The following is a 22,220-nucleotide window of genomic DNA, read 5'->3' as shown; positions in this document are numbered from 1 at the left end:
TGTGACCGAATTAAAACTATTATGGGTATATAACCCTATTTCGATTAAGAAATGTAACTACTCAGGTCATTTTTATAAAAACACCTCAAATTTGAAGGGGTGCTGAGTAGTTACTAAGAAATAAAGATGTAGTGAGTTTTTTAGAGCAGTCAAAGCAACTCTAAATCGACTCACGCTCCACCAACGTAGCACCTAATACCATATTAATATTGGCACTCTGCTCGCCCTGCATCATGGTAACCAACATCTTTCCTGCTTGTAGCCCTAATGTTTCAATCGGTTGGCACACAGAGGTTAACGGAGGGTACATATGACGCGCATGGAAATTATCATCGTAACCAATCACAGCGATATCTTCAGGAATTTTTTTACCCGCTTCACGCAGTGCCATATACACACCCGCAGCAATTTCATCATCTCCTGCGCAGATAGCATCAAAGTCGACACCCTCTGCTAATAACGCTTTAGTACTCTGATAACCAAACGCTTCTGTGTAAGGGCCGACAATAACGCAACAGTGACTTTTATTTATATCCGATTGCTCAATGGCTTGCCAAAAACTGTCCAGACGATCACGTGCATCAGCAAGGTTTTGTGGCCCTGCAAGATGTACTATTTTGCGTCTACCAGCCTCAATAAGACTCATAATAGCAACCGTTCCACCTGTTTTGTTATCAACCTGTACCGAATTATAACCATAAGGAATACCGTCTCTTCCCATTAAAACAATAGGAATATCTCGATTACATAATTTATGAATCTCATCGCGACTAAAGTCACTCTCTAAAAACAGTAATAAACCATCACATTGCCTGTCTATCAGTGAGCTAATGGTTTCAAATTCAGTCTCTTTATCACCGTAACCACTGCTTACCATGAGATGTTTATCGCTACCATCAAATGCTTTTTGAATGCCTCCTAATACCTCTGCATAGAACGCACTGCCCATATTGACTACCACTATCCCCACGATGTTTGATTTATTACTTTTCAAACTACGCGCAAAACTATTGGGACGGTAACCGAGCTCTAAAATAGCGGCATCTACTTTTTTTCGTGATTTTTTCGAAACAGCACCGTTATGAGCAATAACACGTGAAACAGTTGATTTTGAAACACCAGAAAGGGCTGAAACTTGTTTGATGGTAACCATAATATCTTCTTTTTTGTAATGACTTAAGCCGTCGCTATTAAAGCTCATTTAAAACAAAAAAAGGGCTTTAAATTAGCCCTTTATTATCTTTATTATAACCAAAATCAGCTACAAATTGCGAGTAAAAACCAAGCACTATGTGGTAACCACTGTTCGCTCCAACGCCACGCATGATTTGGATCATGCGTGGGTAAAAAAGCGATGCTACTTCGTCCCACAGACCCGAAGTGATTCCATTGCAGATCCCCCCTTTGACACTTTCATGAAAAGAGTCAAACTCAGGAGGATTATGATAACCCACCCCCTTTAACATACAGATATTCATTGGGTTTTTACCTAAAATCCAATCCAATAAACTTTGAGCAAAAAGTGATAGTTTTTTCTGTAATAGCTTCTCTAATATTTGCATTTTCAGCAACAATCGAAAAGCAGTGGTTAATGAAGCTAGCCGTGCATTTTCACCCTGACACCAATAACCAGATTCATTCTGATGAGGATAGAAAAAACTACTCGCTTTTATACTGCTACTGGTCATTTTATACATGCGCGGATAACTAAATGGGCTATTCACTTCGTCGTAATCTTGCAATAAAATGCACTCACCTGTTGTAGCGTAGAATGTACCTTGGCAATTAAATCCTATTCGCAATCAACAACCTCTAAAAAGTGTAACATAGCAACTCCTCTTCGGCAGCATGGAAATAGGGGCGCTGACTAAGATGGTCAACACTGAGCCAAGCATAAAAGTTTTCATCGTAAGTTAAACGCTTAATTAATGAGGTAACACATGCAATAGCAATCTGCTTATAACGCAATTGTTTAGTCACAACAAGGGAGTTAACTTAGCATTTGATGTTGGCCTAAAAGAGGATTTCATCCAAACAAGCCGTGATTTTTTCAAACAAAGACAGGCAGATGGATACCCCGTTAAGTTAATTGAATTTAATAGTGGGCATGTAGATCATATCGCACAAAGTTTTTATTATGTTTTACCATTTCTCAGTGCATATTTTTTGAATGAGGTATCACAGTAAGACGGATAACAAAAATCCCCAAGCAGTCTAACTACTTGGGGATTTTTTTATTTAGCATTTTATTGACAGGTTCTCATTAAAGCGCTAAGAACTGCTTCATTTGATTAACAATACCTTCAGCCGTTGTTTTATCTTTCATCTCAGAGAAGATACGCAATAGCGGCTCAGTACCTGAGAAACGTGCGATCATCCAACCACCATTTTTGAAGTACACTTTAAGACCGTCAGCATAGCTTACTTTCTCAATCTCAAACTCAAACTCAGGCAGTGATTTTTCTACGTAAATCTTGTTGTAGATAACTTCTTTTTCTTCTGCTTTAAAGGTGCAATCACCTTCAGCAGTAAAAGTGTAACCGTACTTATCGTAAATCTCAGTTAACAATTCAGAGATTTTCTTGCCAGAAACAGCGATCATTTCAACGAGTAAGCTAGCAGCAAACACACTGTCTTTACCTTTGATATGGCCACGAATAGTCAGGCCACCTGAGCTTTCACCACCGATTAAAGAATCATCCGCTTCCATTTGTGAGCTGACATGTTTAAAACCAACAGGCACTTCAAATGATTTTTGACCGTTATCAGCCGCAATTTTATCCAAAATATGTGTTGTAGCGATGTTACGCACCACAGAGCCTGTCTGTTTTTTATAATTAATCAGATAATAATAAAGAAGGATCAGGATCTCATTCGGGTGAACAAAGTTACCTTTCTCATCAATAATACCGATACGATCTGCATCACCATCAGTGCCGATACCCACATCGTAACCACCACGTACTACAAGGTGTTTCAGTTGGTAAAGCGTGGCAGCAGAAGGTGACGGCATTAAACCACCAAATCCTGGATTTTCACCATCGTTGATCACATCAACATCACAACGACCCGTGATTAATACGGTTTGTAGTGCATTTTTAGCCACACCGAACATTGGGTCGATAAGTACACGTAGATTTGCTTGTTTAATTGCATCAACATCAAGCAATGCAAGTACTGAATCAACAAAAGCATTCATTGGGTTAATGATAACCACTGATCCGGCTTCAACTGCTTTATCAAAATCGAGCGCTTTAATGTCGCTTTCTTTAATCGCAGGCATCTGCTGCTCAATTTTCTGTGTGATAATTTCATCAGCATCACGACCGCCTTCGATAAAGACTTTAATACCGTTGTAATCAGCAGGATTATGCGATGCAGTAATACACGCAGAATAGATACAACCCATCTCTTTTGCTTGATACATAACAATCGGTGTCGGTACAAAACGAGCAATGTAACTGACTTTAATACCATTGCCTGCTAATACTTCTGCAAACCATTTTGATGCTTTGTCTGAAAGAAAACGACGGTCAAAACCGATAACAAAGCCTTTTTCTGTCACCTTCTCTTCGATCATGATATTAGCAATTGATTGTGCTACTAGGCATACATTAGCTTTAGTGAACTCGTCACCAATAATTGAACGCCAACCGCCTGTTCCGAACTTAACCATTTGAATCTCCGTATTATATTAATAGCTTTTGAATAGTTTTATAATAGATTTCTACTGAGAAAGGGAGCAAAAGCTCCCTTTTAAATATAAAAAGTAATAAGGAATCGTTACAAAATAACTACGATAAATTGTTTCTAAAAAGCCTAAGGAATCGTTACAAAATAACTGCGATAAATTGTTTCTAAAAAGCCTTAAATGACTGGCTATTTTAAAAACAAAATCGCAAGTAATATTAAAGCCAATCCTAAATGACTGGCTATTTTAAAAACAAAATCACAAGTAATGTTGAAGCCAATCCTAAGTTAATCACCATGTGCATGAAGGTGGTTCAAGTCCTCACACACACAGCAATTAATTCTTAACCCATTGTAACGATAACGCTGTTGATAGAACCCGCAGCTTGTACTGGGATTGGACCTTCAACAACAACACCGTTTAAGGTAATAGATTTAACACCTTTACTGACTTTGTTCGGGTTTTTAACTTCGATTTTGAATGTTGCATCACGCCATTGACGTGAAACTTCAAAACCAGGCCAATCAGTTGGAATACATGGATCAACGATTAAGCCATCAAAGCTTAAACGCACTCCGAGAATAAAGTTAGTTACTGCGAAGTAAGCCCAACCTGAAGTCCCTGTTAACCACGGGTGGTTAGCACGGCCGTGATCGACGTGATCACGTCCATTGATAAACTGTACGTATGAGTAGGGTTCAACAACACGTTGATCCATGTTGTCATTTTGGTTGTATGGGTTAAGTGCATCGTAGAACTTCATCGCACGATCGCCACGACCCAGTTTCGCTTCAGCAACCCAAGCCCAAGGGTTTGGATGCGAGAAGATGGCGCCATTCTCTTTAATGCCCGGGTATACACGCGTTACAAAACCGATATCATCGTTAGGTGTTGTGAATGATGGTGAGTTTAAGTGCAGACCAAATTCAGAGAACAGGTGTTCATCAACGCTGTCCATGGCACGTTCGCCACGCGCTTGAGAAACCGCACCAGAAAGTACTGCTAGTGTGTTTGACTCTAAATGGATGCGACCTTCAGTTTGTTGTGCCGTTCCGATTTTTTCACCTTTTTTGGTAATACCACGGATGTACCAACCACCTTCGTCATCCCAAAGTACTTCTTCACATGCTTTTTGCACGCCTTCGGCCATTGCCGTGTATTTCGCAACGTCATCGGTTTTACCTAAGTGCTTAGCAAGGTCGATAAACTCTTGAAGTGCCCAGTAATGAAGGAAAGAAACCATTGCGGACTCACCGCCACCCAGGTTTAAGCAATCATTCCAATCGGCGCGCAACCCTTTACAGATACCTGTTTGGCCAACGTATTTTGCAGAGAAATCGAGTGCGGCTTTCATATGGTCGTAAACCGTTGCTTCTGTGCCATTTGCGTAAGGAATCACTTCATCAAAGAAACTCTCTTCGCCCGTTTCCATCACATATTTACAGATTGTTGGCACAATCCATAGGTGATCATCAGAACAGGTATCTTCGATACCATGAATCTTGTCATCATCAGATGGCGTTGGCACGACTGTTGGCGATTTAGAAGGAACAACATCTTTTTTCTCTGGATCAAACCAATCAGGATCAAACAAGTGAAGTCCGTAACCCTCTTTAACTTGGCCACGTAGAAGATCAACTAAACGCTTACGTGTCATTGTTGGGTTAGAATGCGGCACTGAGATAGCGTCTTGCGCGGTATCACGGTAACCTAAACCTGTACGACCACCTACTTCGATGAACGATGCAAAACGCGACCAAACAACACATGTTTCAGCTTGGTATAACGTCCAAGTGTTGATCATTGAATCAAGACCTGCATTGGGTGATTTAACTTGGAATTTACTACAACGCTCTTCCCAATGATCAAGAATGCCTTGGAATGCTGCATCAACGTTTGATAAATCTTGGTATTTCTTACGTAAACGTTCGCCGTTACCTTTACCTAGACCTAATACAAATGCGAAACGTACTTTTTCGCCTGGTGCAATGGTGAATTGCTTATGTAAAGAGCCACAATGGTTATTACATGTTTGCGCCGTGTTAGAACACTTGCCATTTTCAACCGCAATTGGGTTTGACTCGTCACGGTAACGGCCTAAGAATGCATCACGTTGACCATCGTATGAATCTGGGTCAAATGTTGCAGCAAGGTAGTAGTAACCTTCAAAATCATCCGTGTTGTAGAAAAGATCGTATTCAATCACGCCATCTTTGTATGATGTACCCGCAGAGTACAAAGACATCTGGTGGTTTTGGTTATCTGATTGAATGTGTGAGAAAGAGAACTCAACAAATGAGAATGCAGAGATAATACGTGGCTTGTCACCGGTATTTTCAATGGTCACATCCCACACTTCACAATCTTCGCCTTTGGGTACGAACAATGTTTTGGTTGCAGTAATACCGTTATATTCACATTTGAATTTAGAGTATGAAAGACCATGACGAATTTCGTAACTTGCTTCGTCTAAACTTTTTGCCACAGGCTGCCATGAGATAGACCAGTAATCGCCCGTTTCATCATCACGTAGGTAAACATAGTGTCCCGGACGGTCAAATGACGCATTTGGACGAAATTTAGTGACACGGTTGTACTCTGGAGAGTTGTAGAATGAGTAACCGCCTGCATTATGAGAGATAACCGTACAGAATTTTTCAGTCCCTAAATAGTTTGTCCACGGAGCTGGTGTATCAGGACGCGTTATTACGTACTCTCTGTTTGCATCATCAAAAAAACCGTATTTCATTTTATTTCCTTACAAAGTTATGAAACATTTCTATTAAATATTCAATTAAAAATTATTATTGTGCACAATTTATAGATATATGATTATCTATTAAAATAGTTACCCCGTTTTACCTGCTTTTAAAACTGTCTAAAATTTATTTTATTACGTTTAAAGTAGGCTTTTTGCCCCTGTAAACGTGCGCAGAAATCCTGCCAATTTTTATCTTGTGGCAACGACCATGAAACTTCTGCACTTGCAAGTAATCGTGGGAAGAACATGTGATCAATTCTATCTTGGTCTAGTACCACTTCCGACCATAACGCGCACTGCACACCTAATATATGTTGGCGTAGTGGGTCGTCATTTTTAAGTTCTGCTAAGGGCTCATAGCAATACGCTAATTCCAGTGGCAATGTGCCCGCCCAATCAACGCCTAATTCGTCATGACTATAATCTTGCACAATATCAAAGTAGGTATATTTACTTGGCTGCATCACCACATCAAAACCACTTTTAACACACTCAAGGGCAGCCTCTTCGTTTATCCATGCATAAACAATGGTCTCTTTACTGACCTTGTCACCAAACTTAACCTCTTCCCAACCCAGCATACGTTTACCGTTGCTTTTGAGTCGATTTTCTACGTGGCGAAGCAAATGCCCCTGTAGTTCCATCTCATCGCTGTAGCCTTGTTCTACCATCAAGGCTTGGCATTTTTCGCTTGCCGTCCAAACACCTTTTGGTACTTCATCAGCGCCAATATGGATATAAGCTGATGGAAACAGTGCACACACTTCATCAATCACTTTATCTAAAAACTGGTAGGTTCCCGCCAGAGCAGGCGATAAAATATTGTCTGTATATGCTTGAATACTGCGATATTGTGACTTGTCATCGCTATCAATCAATAACTCAGGTAACGATTTAAGGGCAGCACGACAATGCCCCGGTATATCAATTTCAGGAATGATGGTAATACCGCGCGCAGTGGCGTATTCAATCACATCACGAATTTCCGCTTGTGTATAAAAACCACCATACTTTTCACTGAGGTGTGAAAACTGAGGTGACAATGTTGTACCCGGCCCACGCCATGCACCAATATCAGTTAGTTGTGGAAACGCATTAATCTGTAAACGCCAAGCTTCATCATCGGTAAAGTGCCAATGAAAATAATTTAACTTGTAAGTTGCCATCTGATTAATCAGACGTTTAACCGTTTTTATTGAGTGGAAATGACGCGCACAATCGAGCATCAAACCACGGTAATCAAACCGAGGTTTATCATTTATCTCTACACAAGCAACACTGTATTGGTTATCTTTTTGCGGTTTAACAAGCTGTAACAGTGTGGCTACCGCGTGAATAAAACCTACTTCTGAAGATGCTTTTATCTTTATATTACTACTGTTAATCGTAAGTTGGTATTCACTTTTGCTCAGTGACTTTTCAGTAACAAATTGAATGTTAGCCATGTCGTTTTTAGCTTCTGTGACGGTTGAAACATAACTTAACTCATCGACTAACCAAGCAGATGCCAATGAAGAAACATCACTGTTTACGCTGAACGTTAACTTATTATTGAGGCTAAGCTCACCGGATAATTTTTGTAGCTTGTTTACTTTAGGAATAACAGCAATATCAGATTCTTTTACCGTGATTTTATCAATGACTTTTGATTCAGGTAACGGTAGCTGAATTTTAGAGAGTGAAATTGCATGATGAGCTTTAAAGTTATCACTTGCCGTGCTGAAATAAGCCTCTCTAATACCACATTCATAGTTTGTGAAAGGAGCAGATTTAATTTTAAACTGAATTTGATAGCTACTTTTTGGCGCAATCACGTCACCATCAATAGGTTTAATCTCAGTATAAGTGCCCACTTGCTCTACAAAGCCTTTTGTTAAGCTTTCTGGGTAGATAAAACGTGCAAAATCTAAGGTCAATAACCACTCACAAAGGGGTTTATCGGTTAAGTTATTAATCGTCAACGCAATTAACATCTCTTTATTATCTACAACAGCAACATCAATAGAGTAGTTACTCATATCAATTCCTTAATATAAATTATGTTCAGGTTTAGCCGCCATCATCAATGCCCCATCCATGGCATCACCTTGCGGTGCAACAAGCCATGGTTTTACCGTCGGCTCTAACCACTCAACAATGCGTTCTCCGATACTGCCCATTAACGCAATTTTAGTTGCGCCACGTTTATGAAGTGCCAATAAAAACAAATCGATATCATTCGCACACTGTTTAAGCAGATCAATCGCAACACGATCACCCGCTTTAGCATATTTGAAAATAGCAGGCGAGAACTGACCGTAATCACATGGGCGCGCCGATTTAGACCAATCAACAATCTGGTCAAGGTCATTATGAAAATGATCCAATACATGATCCACTAAGTCACTGCGCGCTTTAATACCATCATAAGCTAATAAAACATGTTGAATCAGGCGTAAACCAGTGATAGCACCACCACCTTGGTCAGAGATTGGAAATTCACGGCCACCCACAATATGCTGTTCGCCATCTTTAATTAATATGCCACATGAGCCAGTACCTACGATCATAATTGCGCCATCACTGCCATTATGCGCACCTAAACATGCGCCATAAGCATCAGTATTTAAGGTGAAACTTGCAAAGGGATGTGGCAGTTTCATGAACGCAAGCCAAGCAGATTTTTGCTCTGCACCCGCAAGTGCTAAACCAACATGCATGTCGCTAAACTGTTTTTTAGTTAATCCAGCCTCAACAGCAGCCAAGGTGATCGCTTCAATGATTGAAGTCATCGCCACTTCAACACCTAACAAGATATTTGCGCTACCTGTTTTAGCGTCGCTCAGTGTTTCGCCTTGTGTATTACAGATACGTGCGCGACAAGAAGTGCCACCACCATCAATACCAACTGTCCATTGTGTCATATTAAATTTCTCTCTATTACGGATAAATTATACGTAATCGTAAACTATAAAACAAAGAGTGGGAACGTTCTCAATTGTTTTATGCTACTCAACATTTAGCTCAAACTAGCGTGTCGAAAATTGTGCCATAATCGCTAACATAAACCAGCCACCGTGCGGGATCCACTGCTCACCCCAGCGCCAATTTTGCAAGATATCGTTTTTTTGCCCATCAGGGTTAAAAGCAATATCGAGTTCATTATCAAAGCCACCTGTTATACCGTTACACACCCCCCCTTTGGCATTAAAGAAACCCAGCTCAGGCAAGTAATCAGGGTTATTAAAACCAATGCCATCTAACATACACATGTCATAAGGGTTCAAACCAACAATCCAGTTCAAAGCAGATTGCGCAAAAACATCTAATGACGTATTTAACTGCTTGTCTTTAATAAAAGGTTTAACCAAATGTACCATCGTTGCTAGCGAGCCTAAACGTGCATTTTCACCCTGCCACCAATAACCACTCTCATTATGATGACTAATAAAAAATGCACTGCGTTTGGCCTCATCGAGCCCTTTCACATACTGACGCGGGTAACAAAATGGGTTAAACACTTCGGCACTGATCGCCAACTCAAATTTCAGAGCGTGGGTAATAACTTGCTCTGTTTTTGACTGTAACTCACTGTCTTGCTCTATCGCTAAATACTGAGTCAGTGCAATCACAGGTAATCCTGCTTCTGCACCATGGAAATAGGGACGTGAACCATCACTGTTTGCTGACCAAAAATTGTTTTGTAAATCATCAGACTGCTGACGTTTCATCAACTTTTCAGCCCAACTACGCGCCTGTTGCAGATATTTTTCATCTGCACAGCTTTTATAAAGCTCAACGGCAGCAATCAAGGCACAATATTCATCAATAATGTTCTCTTCGCCATTATCACAGTAGCTTTTATTATGATCAATCAAGTGCCAATAAGCATCTTCAGCGGCCGTTAAATATTGTTCAGCACTGAATGCCCCCCCCATTGGTTTACGGTAGGCAACGGCAAGTGAGGCGATGGCAATACCCGCACCTTGACGAAAGGCGGCTTGATAACTTTCGGTTTTATCCCCTGATTGTTTCTCATAAGCACAGAGATCACGTTGCTTAGGATCTTTACTCCACTTATCAAACACGGTCATATAAAAATAACCCTCAGTGCTGAGCATACGCGTTAAGAAATCAGCACCAAAAATGGCTTCCTCTTGTAAACGCACCGCGGAATATTTGGCAAATTGTTCATTGCCTTTAAGCAGATCTAATCCTTTAAACATATTCCACACAATCATTGGGATCTGCTGTGGATTCATATAGTTTGCAAAAGAGAGATGGCTAAAATATTTACTCAAATCGCCAGACGCGTCATACCAACCACCTGATACATCAACGACTTTATCACTGCCTAAAACAGGGGCTTGTTTATCGTGTTGATCATAAATTCCGCCACAGCGTTGCCCTTTAAAATAGTGCAAAATATCAGAGAAACAGTGTGTCATTAAGAGACCGTTGCCAATTTCAAAAGGATGAGATTGGCTATTTCCACAACGTAAAAAATAATGCCCAGCGGTTTGAAAATCAGAAAAGTCCACCGTGTGAAAATGCCCCAGAGACCATTGGTCAACGGCACCAGAGGATAAAATAGACAGCTGTTTAACGACTTCGAAGTTAGTGGCAGACACTAATTCGACTTGAGAGAATTTAAAATGTGTTGCAGTTTGTAAGACGGCTTGCTTCGCGCCCGCACATTCATAACCGATATGATTGGTAAGTATTTTCACTTAACTTAACCCCTTAAAAAAAGATCCCCGAGCAAAATGCTCAGGGATAATAATTTCACCACTCTAAGGAGAGTTGAGCGGTGAGTCGATGTCCATATCAAAGAAACTAAAATGTGATCAGTCTTGCTTGTTAAAATTCCTTCTACCTACGTTGTGAGTATTGAAGTGAGAACAACTATCTCCTGCAACTCACGCCTTGCTAGCGTTAATTTTTCCTGCGCAATACTTGATCACTTCATTAATTTCATTGGTATTATTATTACCTCGTGGAAATTGGTAATTGTTGCAAAGTACCCCTTGCAACGTAATAGACATCTCTCCTATTCGTGTAAATGACAACGAACAAAATGGTTTTCAGCAAGCTGTTTCACTTCTGGCATCTCATCTTTACAGCGAGATGTTGCATGTAAACAACGTCCAGCAAACGGACAACCAATTGAATCAGGCGTCCAAAGAGGAATCTCACCTTTGTTACCTTCCAGCTTGGTATGAATTGATTTGCTTGGATCTGGCACTGCAGAGATCAATAACTGCGTATAGGGATGCTGTGGACGATGGATTATCTCATCGGTATCACCCCATTCAACCATGTGACCGACATACATAACAGAGAGATCTTCAGCAATATAACGTGCAGTTGCAATATCATGAGTAATATAAAGCAGTGACATTTCACGCTCAAACTTCATCTTTTGCATCAGATTCAATACACCCGCACGAATCGAAACATCTAACATTGATGTTGGTTCATCAGCTAATACAACTTCAGCACCTACAGCAATGTTACGTGCTAAGTTAACACGTTGGCGTTGACCACCAGAAAGCTGATGCGGAAACTTAGCCGCAGTTTCTTTAGCGGGGTTCAAACCAACTTGATCAAGCAGTTCATAAACCTTCTCTTCCAACTCTTTTTTGTTACCCGGTGTTACTTTTTTGTGGATCTTTAGTGGGCGCGCAATATGATGAAAAATATTATGTGTTGGGTTCAAAGAACCAAACGGGTCTTGCCATACCATCTGTACACCTTCACGGTATTTCATCAAATCGGCATGCTTGGTGATAGTTTGAATATCACGGCCTTTATAGATAATTTGACCCGATGTAGGGGCATACATTTTTGCAATCATTTTAGCGATAGTAGACTTGCCAGAGCCAGACTCACCCACAACGGCCATACCACGACTTTTATACATTTTAAATGAAACGTCATTTGAAGCACGCATCATTGGTTGTTTTAACGCATTACTGCTTACTTTGAAGTCTTTAACAATATTCTTGCCTTCAACCAGTAATTCACCGTATTTTTCACTCATAATTTTATCCTTCTTACAATCCGCTATTAAGCCGTTGTCACTTCAGCAATACCAATAGATTCACCAGCAACTGCCAAATGACAGTTAGACATATGGCCATTTTCAATGTCACGAAGTGGGTTTTCTTTAGTACGACAAACCTCTTCTACACGCGTACAACGCGCTTGGAAACGACAACCAGTGGGTATATCTAACAAGTTAAGTGGATTACCAGGAATACCAATTAGCTCTTTTTTCGGACCCGTTAACGATGGAAAAGAGTTACTTAAACCATGTGTATATGGGTGGTACGGATTTTTCAAAATCTCTTTTGCAGAAGCCACTTCAATTAACTGACCAGAATACATGATGCCGATACGGTCTGAGAACTCAACCATTAGCGATAAATCATGGGTAATGAACAAAATTGAAAAACCAAACTCTTCTTTTAATGCGTATATTTTTTGTAAAATTTCACGTTGCACAACGACATCAAGTGCTGTTGTTGGCTCATCCATAATGATTAGTTTTGGATTAAGCGCTAATGCAATCGCAATAACCAAACGCTGACGCATACCCCCCGAAAACTGATGAGGATAATCTGTTAAACGATTTGGATGAATATCTACAATTTGTAATAACTGCTCAGCACGTTTAACCGCTTCATACTTGGTTTTATTAGTATGGCGCATGATTACGTCTGTAAATTGGTCAACAATTGGAATAACAGGGTTCAATGCATTCATCGCACTTTGAAATACCATTGACATCTGACTCCAACGGAAGATAGTCATCTCACCATCACTGAGTTGCAGAATATCTTGTTGTTTACCCTCGTCATCAGCGAACAGCACTTCACCGCCACTGATAAATGCAGGTGGCTTATGCAAACGCATCAGTGCAAATGCGATGGTTGATTTACCACAACCAGACTCGCCTGCTAAACCAAATACTTCGCCTTTACCGATATCGAAACTTACATTATTTACCGCGCGTACATCACCTGCTTCAGTAATATAATCAACACATAGGTTGCGGATTGAAATTTGTGGAATAGTCATTATTTTGCCCCGCTTGCTAAATCTTTTTCACCAACAAAGTGTGGTGGCTCTGCTTTTACATGTGCTGCACGAGCTTTTTTATCTGCTCTTTGCATCTTCTCAAAACGTTTCATACCTGGGTTTGAACGTAGTTGTGGGTTCGCAATTTCATCAACTGCAAAGTTAAGCATTGCCAGACCAATAGAAAGCGTAATCAGTGCCATACAAGGTGCTAATAGTTCCCACCATGCGCCAATCAACATTGAAGATGATGTTTGCACGTTATAAAGCATGATACCCCAACTGATTGTACCCGGGTCACCCAGACCTAAGAACGAAATCGTTGCTTCCATCATGATTGCATACATGACTGAACCGATGAAACTTGCACCGACGATAGAGATAAGGTTTGGTAGAATCTCAACAAAGATAATACGTATACGCGACTCACCTAATACTTCAGCTGCTTTTACAAATTCTTTTTCACTAATAGACATTGTTTGCGCACGTATGACACGCGCCCCCCATGCCCAGGACGTGAAACCGATAATTAGCGCAATGGTTAGTGGCCCTGCCTCACCGATAAATGCAGCTAATACAAACAACAAAGGATACTGCGGAATAACTAGCATTACGTTCATGGCTGCCGAGAGAATATCATCAACTCGCCCACCAAAATAACCCGCAGAGATACCGATAACCGTTGCTAAGAAACACACAACAATACCTGCACCAAAACCTACACCCAGAGAAACACGCGCACCGTACGCAAGTTGCGCCCAAATATCACGACCCATACGTGATGTTCCCATCACATGCTCTGCTTTTTTAGACATTAACAGGGTACGTTTGTCGTCGGCTAAATTTTGTGCAACCCAACCATCTGGAGAAGCTTGGGCAATTTTAACAATCGGACTTGGGTATTCATGTGGATTACCCGTGCGTTTGTTTGGTACATGGTCTGTTAATAACGGCGCAAACACCGCTACAAAAATAAACATGAATAAAATAACTGAACCAAATAACGCTTTATTGTTATTTTTCAATATGTTTAAAATACCTTTCATAATCTTATGCTCCCTTACGAAGGCGAGGATCTAACAAGACATAAAGCATGTCGGCTAGTAAGTTAAAGAACAACATAAACAGCGTCATTACCAATAATTGACCTTGTAATACTTGGTAATCACGTGCATTGATGGCGTTTAGTAGTACCGTGCCAAGACCTGGATAATTAAAGATGATTTCGATAATCATCTGACCACCAATCGCCATGCCTAAAGACATAGAAAGTGCAGTGACACTGGGTAACATTGCATTACGTGCTGCATAATTAAATACTATCCGGTTTTCGCTAAGCCCTTTACCTTTTGCCATGGTGATATAATCTTCACCTAACAAGTTAATCATGTTGTTACGCATCGCGATTAAGAAACCACCTATCTGCACAATTGACGCACCGAGCAAAGGCAATGCGGCATGGTATGCGACATCTTTTAGGAACGTCCAACTTGTCCAATCAGGGGTTACACCAGCAGTGTATGCGTAACTGGTTGGAAACCAGCGCAAGGTAATTGAAAAGATAAACAGTAATAACATCGCTGTTACCACTTGTGGTACCGCTTGGATAACCAACATTCCCGGAGAAACAATGGTATCGAACTTACTGCCGCGTCTCCATGCTGCAAAGATACCTAAGATAGAACCAAGGGTGAATGAGAAAAGTACCGCAGTACCCGCTAAAAATAGTGACCAACCTACTGCATTACCTAATACTGTGTTAACAGAGAGAGGAAAGAATTGAACAGAAATACCTAAGTCCCATGTTAATACACTCTTAATGTAGATAAAGAACTGCTCATAAAGAGGGCCATCTACAAAGCCTAATAGCTCTTTCATCGCTGCGATACGCTCTGGTGTCACTTCAAAAGTGGCATTTGCAAACATCATGGTAACTGGGTCACCTGGCATCGCGCGCGGAATAATAAAGTTCAAGGTTGCCGCAAATAGCAACGCAATAAAGTAAAACGATAAACGTCTTAAGAAAAACCCCATAACTTACACCTTAATAATCCATTACTTTGTCCACTGTCTTTGAGTGGAGATATGGAATATGGAAAAAAATCAATCACGACAGAGACTGCCATAATAATAAAAATCGGGAAGAAAAAAAAAGGCACACACATATTGTGCCATCAATCTACAAACTATTAACCACCTTAACAAGCTCGTAACATAAAGAAGCTTAATTAAAAAAGGCACACAATGTGTGCCTTTCGAAAACCGATTATTTAACCGGTTTTAAGTCTAACACTTGAAGTAGACGCTCTGGAATGCCCGAGAAACTCATTGGACGACCCTGAGGGTTCTTCTCGTTCCACCAACCAGTAAAACGGCTAGTATTGTATTGATAGTTATTTAAACCAGACATCACAGGAATCGTAACTTGGTCGGCAGCGATAATCGCTTGGATTTGGTGAGCGATTTTAACTTGCTCTGCTTTGTCAGCTGTTTTGTAGAAACTGTTCAATAACGAATCAACTTTCTCATTTTTCCAATGGTGCATTGCAAAACGTGGTGATGCAGATGTTTGGAATTTAGAGTTATAAGCACTGTTCCAGTATTTATGTGGGTCACTGCCGTGGAAGTAGTTTGTGTAAGCTACATCGTAAGTCGCATCTTGCATCGCTTTGTTGTAAACAGCGAAATCAGGCGTACGTGCTTTAGCTTGAATACCCACTTCTTCTAGATTTTCAACCGCTAATTGAACCGTATTGTTGAAATCAGACCAGCCGTTTGGCGATTGAATTTCAAGAACAAAAGACTTACCAGACGGCGTCTCAACAAAACCATCATCATTTATATCTTTAAAGCCCGCTTTAGCAAGAAGTGCTTTAGCACCTTCGACGTTGTAAGTGTTGAATTTTTTGTATTTATTGTGTACAGCTTCATCAGACCAAGACTCAAATGCGTAACCAAGACCCGATGCGAAATCATTTTTTACACCCGCACCGTAGAATGCGATATCAATGATGGTTTGACGATCAATCGCCATTGAGAATGCACGACGGAAGTCAACGTTAGTTAACGCTTCATTTTTCGCTGCATCAGGGTTTTTAAAGTTGATGACGAACGACTGCGTACCCGCTGGTGTTAACCAGTATTTGTGATGAGGATTTTTAGACGCGTAAGTTTTATCAATATCTGGAATAAAGTTTGAAGACCAATCGATTTCAGAGTTGATTGCTTTAGCAAGGAACTGATCGTTGTTAGCAATTTGTGGCACTTTTAGACAATCAACATCTAAATTAGCTGAATCCCAATAAGTTGATTCAGTACACTGAACGTATAATGTTGGTGTAAATGTTTCAATCGCTGTGAATGGACCAGAGCCTACTGGGTTTTCATTTAAAAACTCTTCAGGCTTATCAATTTTTGACCAAACATGTTGTGGTACAACGGGTACTTTAACAATATCGTATGGTGCATTTGAGTTAGGCTCAGAAAGTTTAAATTCAACTTTGTACTCGTTGATTTTTTTAACTGAAGTAACAACTTTGTTTGCGCCAGAAAAATCTAAGCCTTTCTTCGCTTTAATCAGATTGAATGTATAAACAACATCATCGGCAGTGAATTTTTCACCGTCCGACCATTTAACACCTTCACGGATATCAAATGTCACAGACAGTAGGTCTTTAGCCATTTCAAAACCAGTTGCTAAGCGAAATACTGGCTCATTGCCTTTCATTTCGTTAAAGATAACTAAAGGCTCGTAAATGAAGTCAGCAGTTGTATGTAAGTTACTTGTAGTCAAGAAAGGGTTAAAGTTACGAATTAACGTAGGAAATTCTTTAGGGTGAATAACTAATTCACTTTTTTCTGCGATTGCAACTTGAGGAGCTAATGTAGCAGATACTGCTAGTACTAGCGCTGTGATTTTCGTTTTTTTAAAATTGGCAAACATTTAGTAATCCTTACTATTATTCTAACAATTAATAATTATACGTATTTACATTTATCAACGATGAACGACCTCATTCTTGAGTAGATTCATATCAACAAATCCGAGTCAAAACCCACATAAACATAAAACTAAACATTCATGTGAACGGCTTATGGCGCTCATAAAACACCACTCATTGGAGAGAGTCAATACCACCCTCCGTTAAAAACGTCAATATAATATTAAGACACGTACAAAACGTCAAAACAAATTATGGCGCAGGTTAAAGTTAAGTTTTATTTGTTGCCACAGATCACTTTAAGACACCAAACAAAACACCACAAGATAGTAACCACTAACCGTTTGCACATTAAAAACAAAGAAACTATCACGTTAAAAAACATCACAAACTTTAAACAAAAATAACTTTTCTGTTTTTTTCAATTAGTTTTGCCGATTCGTTGTGACACTGCTCGCACTTTATAAGATAGCTTAAACAAAAACGTTAATTTACTAAAAAAAGGGGGCATTTCATGGTAAATTCCCTGCTGATTTCAAGGGAAAAATAACTTTAAAATCAGCGTTTAAAACACCCCTTTTAGTCGTCGCAACAGCTGATAGCGACAACCATAAAGAGAGAGTGATAATAACGAGAGTTTGACCATTACCTTAACTAACTTGATGACTGACTAAATGCATAAAAAACAACATAATAAAAAGCTTAAAAATACCGTTATGGTTGCATTTCTTGCACTTAGCATTATTCCTCTGACCCTTATCTCACTATTTTTTCTCTATACACAGAGCCAAGATTTAAGTGAGCAGAGCAGAATTCAACTGATCGCACTGCGTGATAATCAACAACTACAAATTCAAAACTACTTTAAAAGTCAAGAGTCGCAAGTACAAAGCTTTTCACGTTCAGAGTTAGGCATATCAAGTGGAGGACGTTTTTATGGGCTTGTTTCTGCGTTTGAGCATTTAGGTGATAATGAGCAGGCGGCACAACAACATGCGCAGAAGCGTTATATTCAAGGAAGTGGTGATCAGTTAAATGATCTTATCGACAGTAACGCCCCTAACTATACTGGTAGCGAACGTTATCGCTTAATCCATAAACGTTACCATTACCGTTACCTTGATCTGCTCACCAACTCTGATTTTAGCGATATATTATTAGTAAATTTGACCGGGACAGTTGTCTATTCCACCAAAAAGAACAGTGAATATGGCACCAACCTTATTACTGGAAAATTTCAAAACAGTTCACTTGCTAATACCTTTAGACATATCGCTAGGCTGACTAAGGACAGTAAACAAAAATCGATTCCCGTGGTTTTTTCTGATTTTCAGAAAGAGGGAAACAAGCAGATAGCTTGGTTCGCGGCCCCAATTAAAGAGCGAGGATACCTACACAGTTTCGCCCTATTTAAACTAGATAATAGTCAATTAACACATATTCTAACCAAATCTAACTTGGGGAAAATGCAAACCCTAGTAACCGATGAAAAATCAGTTTCTCGTCTTAAACTTCAAAAAGGTGAAAATTTAAATGTAAGAGAGTTAAGCATTAAACAAGCCGTCAGCGGTTTCACCTCCGTTGATAGTTTTAAGAATGATCAAGGAGAGAGCATATTAGCGGCTTTCACCCCCATTAAGGTACTCGGAAAAACATGGGCACTGGCAATCGAACTGCCTGAAAAAATAGCTTATGCCCGTATTAGGCAACTTGAAAGCGTCTTTCTAATCACCCTACTGGTTGCCCTGACCATGGTAATCATTGCATCTCACTATCTTTCTAACTCCATCACAGCACCGATATTAAACTTAGCATGGATAGCAGAGCGCATTGCAGCAGGTGACCTGAACCAGCGAGTCAGTGGCACAGAGCGTAACGATGAGATTGGTCGCTTAGCAATCAGTTTTGCACGCATGAAGCGCTCTGTACGGGAAAAACTACAGCTTATCAATGAACAAAAAGAGGAGCTAGAAACAAACATTACACTTATTCAACAACAAAACAGTGAATTACAACTGACCGATAAACTTAAAGATGAGTTTCTAGCGACCACATCACATGAACTACGTACCCCGTTGCATGGCATGTTAGGCATCACTGAAACATTAAAATCAGGAGCTTATGGCACGTTAACCAATGAACAACAATACCAACTAGAGATCATCTATAACAGTGGTCACCGTTTAGCACACCTTGTGGATGACTTGCTTGATTACCATAAAATGCGCTACGGCAACCTTTATATTAATAAAAATGCAGTGGATCTGTCTTCGGTTGTGCACCTTGTTTTAGAACTTTCAAAACATTTACTTAATAACAAACCATTGCGCATTATTAACCAAATTCCCGATGATCTGGCGCTGGTGATAGCCGATGAGCAACGCCTTGAGCAAGTATTGTACAACCTAATTGGCAATGCTATAAAATACACAGTTGAAGGTAAAATCATCATCTGCTCAAAAGTGATTGATGATAAAATTCAAGTACAAGTGATCGATACAGGCCACGGCATCGATTCTGCGCAACTTGATCAGATATTCGAACCGCTCAGTCAAGCAACCGTAGATAGCCCCTATTATCGCCAAGGAGCGGGCTTAGGTTTATCGATTAGTCGTCAATTGATTGAGCTAATGGGCGGAAATTTATATGTCAGCAGTCAACCTCAAATTGGTACGACCTTTAGCTTTACCCTGCCTATCGCCTCAGAAACCGAGAGTAAAGAGAATAACTTTACCCAGAACCAACACTTTCAAGCGCCTATTCCCTATCAGCAGGTTAATATTAGTACCGATGCTCTGCCCACAAATCCCGATGCTCCCCTGTTAATCGTTGCCGACGATGAAGCGGTTAATCTGCAAGTATTAATGAGCTTTTTACGCTTAGAAGGGTACCGCGTTAAAACAGCAATAAATGGACAGGAAACATTAGAACTTATTGAAGAGGAGCAACCCGCGCTCATATTACTTGATGTGATGATGCCTGGCATGAGTGGTTATGAAGTGTGCCAAGCAATCCGCAAGCTACATGACAGGGCAACACTGCCTATTATTATGTTAACGGCACTAAGCCAGAGTAAAGATAGAGTACGAGGTTTTGAAGTGGGTGCAAATGATTATGTCAGCAAACCTTTTAACCAGAAAGAGATCTCAGCACGTGTTAATGCACACTTACAAGCAACACAAACACAAACATTAACCAGTCAAAATAACCACCTACAACACAGCCTTCAAGAACATGAGTTAGTTGAAGCATGCTTGTTAGAAACACAAGCACACCTTTTTACACTGCTTGAGCACAGCCCAGATGCTATTTTATCTATCCGCTTTGATGATAAAATTCATTTTGCAAACCATAATGCAGGAAAATTATTTAAACGTAGTCCACAACAGTTGCAACACTACAACCTTGAAGATATCGTGGTAAAACGCAGTTTACCAGAGCAAGGTAACCATGTTAATGAGTTAGATATCTATATAGAGGGAAAAATAACCAGCATGACAGCCTCTATCATTACCCTGCCCAAAGAGTCCGGTTTGCACTTATTATTGATATTTTGTACCGATAATAATTATGATGCACAACGTATGAATAATTTAGAAAGTGCCGTTGATGCCCTTTCAAGTTACGCATTTGATGGCAACCGTGAGCAACTACAAACCCTTAAAGAGCTGGGAGGCGAATTTACCCGCTTAGTGGATAAAGCAGAGGGGAAAGGCAACGACAAGAAACATCTAAAACGAGAACTACTTGTGGATGTAATGACACAAACTTTAAACTATTGGGAAAATGAGAGTGGGAAAACTAAATTTGAACTTGCTGAAGATAGCCAATTATGGCGTGTTTATTTAGATAGAAGTACCTTGCAAACACGTACTCTAGATAAATATTTACACATAGAAACACTGCCCAAAACACCGCGGTGGCGTACCGTACTCAACACTATCGATTACGTATTAGTGAACTGTGACAGTGAAACCAAACAGCGTGAAAAAATAGAACAACTGCGTGTACAACTGCAAAAGTTATTAACCTAACGCAATAAACTAAGGTAATAACTCCAATTAAATAGATAACCGGGGTCATTTTTACGCCCCGGTGCAATACCACTATGACCAATGATTCGCTGTTTTGTCAGCAATGGATACTGGTTAATCAGCGCATCACTCACCTTTGCTAAAGTAAGGTATTGTGCCTGTGTATAAACCGATTTATCCGTTCCCTCTAACTCAATGCCAATCGAGTAATCATTACACGCCTCAACGCCATCAAAACATGAAACACCTGCATGCCATGCACGTTTACTAAAAGGGACATATTGCTCAATCGTACCATCTCTACGAATAACGCAGTGTGCCGACACCTCAAGCCCCTTTAAATCTTCAAAGCTTTTATGCTCATTACAATCTAAACAGCCCGTAAAAAGATGCTCTATCTGTTTTCCCCCATAGATACCTTCAGGCAAACTAATACAGTGGATCACTAATAAACTAACATCAACATTATCAGGTCGTTCATTGAAATAGGGGGAACAAATTTGTTTTGCATTACCATAAATACCTAATTTATCAATCAAGTCAGCCTCCTTAAAGAGCAAACATAAAGCACAGAGTTATTAATATAAATGAAAACGGTTAATAATTCTAATATGAGGACGAAACATTAAGTTCAAAAGCATTTAACCACGAAGGCACAAAGAAAAAGGAAGTTAAAACCTAAGTTTTGGGGTTATTCGTGTCCTCTGTGTAGCGCAACGACTTCGTGGTGA

The 22,220-nt window shown here is 40.0% G+C and carries 15 protein-coding genes; 1 reads left to right on the top strand and 14 read right to left on the bottom strand.

Annotated features, from left to right (window positions below):
* Nucleotides 1-160: 160 nt before the first annotated feature.
* The 13 genes from G322_RS0105435 to G322_RS0105380 all read right to left on the bottom strand — a co-directional run bounded on the left by G322_RS0105435 (nucleotide 161) and on the right by G322_RS0105380 (nucleotide 17,457).
* The gene (locus G322_RS0105435; protein ID WP_169337459.1) at nucleotides 161-1,153 is read right to left on the bottom strand and encodes a LacI family DNA-binding transcriptional regulator; all 993 of its coding nucleotides are present in this window, start codon (nucleotides 1,151-1,153) and stop codon (nucleotides 161-163) included.
* A gap of 67 nt (nucleotides 1,154-1,220) precedes the next feature.
* Complete coding sequence (locus tag G322_RS0105430; RefSeq protein WP_156873919.1) at nucleotides 1,221-1,802, bottom strand: glycoside hydrolase family 9 protein; 582 nt, start codon at nucleotides 1,800-1,802, stop codon at nucleotides 1,221-1,223.
* Nucleotides 1,803-1,812: 10 nt separating this feature from the next.
* Nucleotides 1,813-1,980 carry a hypothetical protein gene (locus tag G322_RS23250; protein ID WP_156873918.1) on the bottom strand — a complete coding sequence of 56 codons (168 nt, stop codon included), beginning with the start codon at nucleotides 1,978-1,980 and terminating at the stop codon, nucleotides 1,813-1,815.
* Between the two features lie 283 nt (nucleotides 1,981-2,263).
* Nucleotides 2,264-3,676 (bottom strand): phosphoglucomutase/phosphomannomutase family protein, encoded by a 1,413-nt coding sequence (locus tag G322_RS0105425; RefSeq protein ID WP_022940794.1) that lies wholly within the window; start codon nucleotides 3,674-3,676, stop codon nucleotides 2,264-2,266.
* Nucleotides 3,677-4,034: 358 nt separating this feature from the next.
* A complete protein-coding gene (locus G322_RS0105420) occupies nucleotides 4,035-6,440 on the bottom strand; it encodes a glycoside hydrolase family 94 protein (RefSeq protein WP_022940793.1) in 2,406 nt (801 codons plus the stop codon).
* 119 nt (nucleotides 6,441-6,559) lie between these two features.
* The gene (locus G322_RS0105415; protein ID WP_022940792.1) at nucleotides 6,560-8,470 is read right to left on the bottom strand and encodes a beta-N-acetylhexosaminidase; all 1,911 of its coding nucleotides are present in this window, start codon (nucleotides 8,468-8,470) and stop codon (nucleotides 6,560-6,562) included.
* 9 nt (nucleotides 8,471-8,479) lie between these two features.
* Nucleotides 8,480-9,355, bottom strand: a complete 876-nt coding sequence (locus G322_RS0105410) for a glucosamine kinase nucleotide-binding domain-containing protein (protein WP_022940791.1) — start codon at nucleotides 9,353-9,355, stop codon at nucleotides 8,480-8,482.
* Nucleotides 9,356-9,460: 105 nt separating this feature from the next.
* Nucleotides 9,461-11,161: a glycoside hydrolase family 9 protein gene (locus tag G322_RS0105405; RefSeq protein WP_022940790.1), complete on the bottom strand. Its 1,701-nt coding sequence runs from the start codon at nucleotides 11,159-11,161 to the stop codon at nucleotides 9,461-9,463.
* A gap of 320 nt (nucleotides 11,162-11,481) precedes the next feature.
* Nucleotides 11,482-12,474 (bottom strand): ABC transporter ATP-binding protein, encoded by a 993-nt coding sequence (locus G322_RS0105400; protein ID WP_022940789.1) that lies wholly within the window; start codon nucleotides 12,472-12,474, stop codon nucleotides 11,482-11,484.
* A gap of 26 nt (nucleotides 12,475-12,500) precedes the next feature.
* A complete protein-coding gene (locus G322_RS0105395) occupies nucleotides 12,501-13,514 on the bottom strand; it encodes an ABC transporter ATP-binding protein (RefSeq protein WP_022940788.1) in 1,014 nt (337 codons plus the stop codon).
* The gene (locus G322_RS0105390; RefSeq protein ID WP_022940787.1) at nucleotides 13,514-14,560 is read right to left on the bottom strand and encodes an ABC transporter permease; all 1,047 of its coding nucleotides are present in this window, start codon (nucleotides 14,558-14,560) and stop codon (nucleotides 13,514-13,516) included. Before G322_RS0105390 ends, G322_RS0105395 begins: the two co-directional genes overlap by 1 nt.
* Before the next feature lie 4 nt (nucleotides 14,561-14,564).
* Nucleotides 14,565-15,548: an ABC transporter permease gene (locus tag G322_RS0105385; protein ID WP_022940786.1), complete on the bottom strand. Its 984-nt coding sequence runs from the start codon at nucleotides 15,546-15,548 to the stop codon at nucleotides 14,565-14,567.
* A gap of 232 nt (nucleotides 15,549-15,780) precedes the next feature.
* Nucleotides 15,781-17,457, bottom strand: a complete 1,677-nt coding sequence (locus G322_RS0105380; RefSeq protein ID WP_022940785.1) for an ABC transporter substrate-binding protein — start codon at nucleotides 17,455-17,457, stop codon at nucleotides 15,781-15,783.
* Nucleotides 17,458-18,129: 672 nt separating this feature from the next.
* Here G322_RS0105380 and G322_RS0105375 point away from each other — a divergent pair.
* Nucleotides 18,130-21,489 (top strand): response regulator, encoded by a 3,360-nt coding sequence (locus G322_RS0105375; protein ID WP_022940784.1) that lies wholly within the window; start codon nucleotides 18,130-18,132, stop codon nucleotides 21,487-21,489.
* On the opposite strand, the gene ampD is transcribed toward G322_RS0105375, so the two are convergent.
* Nucleotides 21,486-22,028 (bottom strand): 1,6-anhydro-N-acetylmuramyl-L-alanine amidase AmpD, encoded by a 543-nt coding sequence (gene ampD, locus G322_RS0105370; protein ID WP_022940783.1) that lies wholly within the window; start codon nucleotides 22,026-22,028, stop codon nucleotides 21,486-21,488. The genes G322_RS0105375 and ampD overlap by 4 nt on opposite strands.
* Nucleotides 22,029-22,220 lie beyond the last annotated feature (192 nt).

This window comes from Psychromonas hadalis ATCC BAA-638, from assembly GCF_000420245.1.
GTDB lineage: Bacteria > Pseudomonadota > Gammaproteobacteria > Enterobacterales > Psychromonadaceae > Psychromonas > Psychromonas hadalis.
The sequence above is the reverse complement of the archived record's forward strand: the minus strand, read 5'-3'. Positions and strand labels throughout refer to the sequence as shown.